Here is a 1,476-nt window from a genome sequence, read left to right as displayed (position 1 = left end):
TAGTCGTCCCTTAAAAAGTCGGGTTTAAATTTTTTCTTGAGGATAAAAAAAACATGGGAAGGGGAAAGGAGTGCATGTAAAAAGAAAAATAGTGTTTGGAAGAAATGGGAAATTTTTTTCTTCCACCTGTTCATAACCCTTTTGAAGTTAAATGCTGCGGCTGCCAGCATGATATTGATGTTATCGCCTAATACCCCCTTGTAAAAGTTGCGGCTGAGGCGATGATCGGCCTTCAGGTGTCCTATGATGGGCTCAATCCCGGCACGTTTCTTGTGCCTTTCGCTTAGCTTTCTGCGCTGGTAGTAACTCGCTGACCTGCATGGGGTTGACGGAATTAGAACCTCCGTATCCCCTAGCTGTTTACAGCCCTTGTACCCCCTGTCTACCTTCACCCTTTGCGGCATTCTTCCCGTTAGCCGTTCTACCTGCTCAAGCGTTGGCTTTAGCGTATGCCCATCGTACTGGTCCCTGAACCCTAGCGCCCCCACTATAACCCCGCTGTCGGTCTTTGCAAACGATGCCTTGTTGCCAAACTCATACTTCTTGTGCTCCTTCCCCTTGGAGATGCACACCACCTCCGGCTCATGGATGGAGTAAATCTTTTTCTTACTGTCCTTCCGTTGCATCAAAACCTGCGAAAATAGCTGTAAATCTGCTTGATACCTGCTGTTGGGTGTAAGCTTCCGTTCCAGCTCCCGCACCAGGCGACCGGCTATCGTCCTCACCTTCCTATCGGCTTTCTGCGCCTTCGATCTGTTCCTGGGGTGGTTCCTAAACCGTTGCGCCTGACCTAGCTTTTTGAGTGTCCTGCTGTAGCTCTGCCGTAACTCAATACCCTCCTTCTGGGCAATGGCCTTGCATTTCTGTATGATCTTCCTGTGTAGCTTCGCATCCGTGGGGAATGTGATGTTTTTCTCCTGAACGGTGGTGTCCACGTTTACGTTTGAGTCCAGGGAATCCTTACCGTTGACCCGAATGCTCTCCTTTAAAATCAGCCCCACCCCGCTTTCGCCTATCCGCCTCCTAAAATGCACCAGCTCAGAGGCTTCACATGGTACTGTCGGTACAAATGAATTCTCGCCCGTAAAGTATTGGAAATAGTTGTTTTCGCTCCATTGCTCCACCACCGACTCATCCGAGAGGTTGCGTACATGCTTCAGGATGAGCAGGCCTACCATTAAGCGAATGGGTTTGGCTGGTCGCCCATTATCCGCACAGTACAGCCCTCTGAAGGCTTTCTCGAAAGTATCCCACTGGATCTGGTTGGCCAGTACAAATAGGGGGTGTTTGGGGTTTAGGGTATCCCTTAACGAGAAAAACAAGCTCCCCTGACTTTGATCTTTTCCCTTTGGTGCCATCTTAAAATTATTGCAAGGTTTATGGGTCTAATTTACTAAATCTTGCAAATATTTTATTGAAAACAACCTATTATGTTATTAACAATCAATATGTTATTATGTTAATAAGGGTCGACTA

At 47.5% G+C, this 1,476-nt stretch carries 1 protein-coding gene; it reads right to left on the bottom strand.

Annotation, left to right across the window (positions count from 1 at the left end; genetic code table 11):
• Positions 1–1,358 (bottom strand): IS5 family transposase (locus AB6811_RS13770; protein ID WP_369491193.1); only part of this gene is annotated, 1,358 nt, incomplete at its 3' end.
• Between the last annotated feature and the right edge of the window lie 118 nt (positions 1,359–1,476).

It is taken from the genome of Tenuifilum sp. 4138str, assembly GCF_041102575.1.
Lineage (GTDB): Bacteria > Bacteroidota > Bacteroidia > Bacteroidales > Tenuifilaceae > Tenuifilum > Tenuifilum osseticum.
The sequence above is the reverse complement of the archived record's forward strand: the minus strand, read 5'-3'. Positions and strand labels throughout refer to the sequence as shown.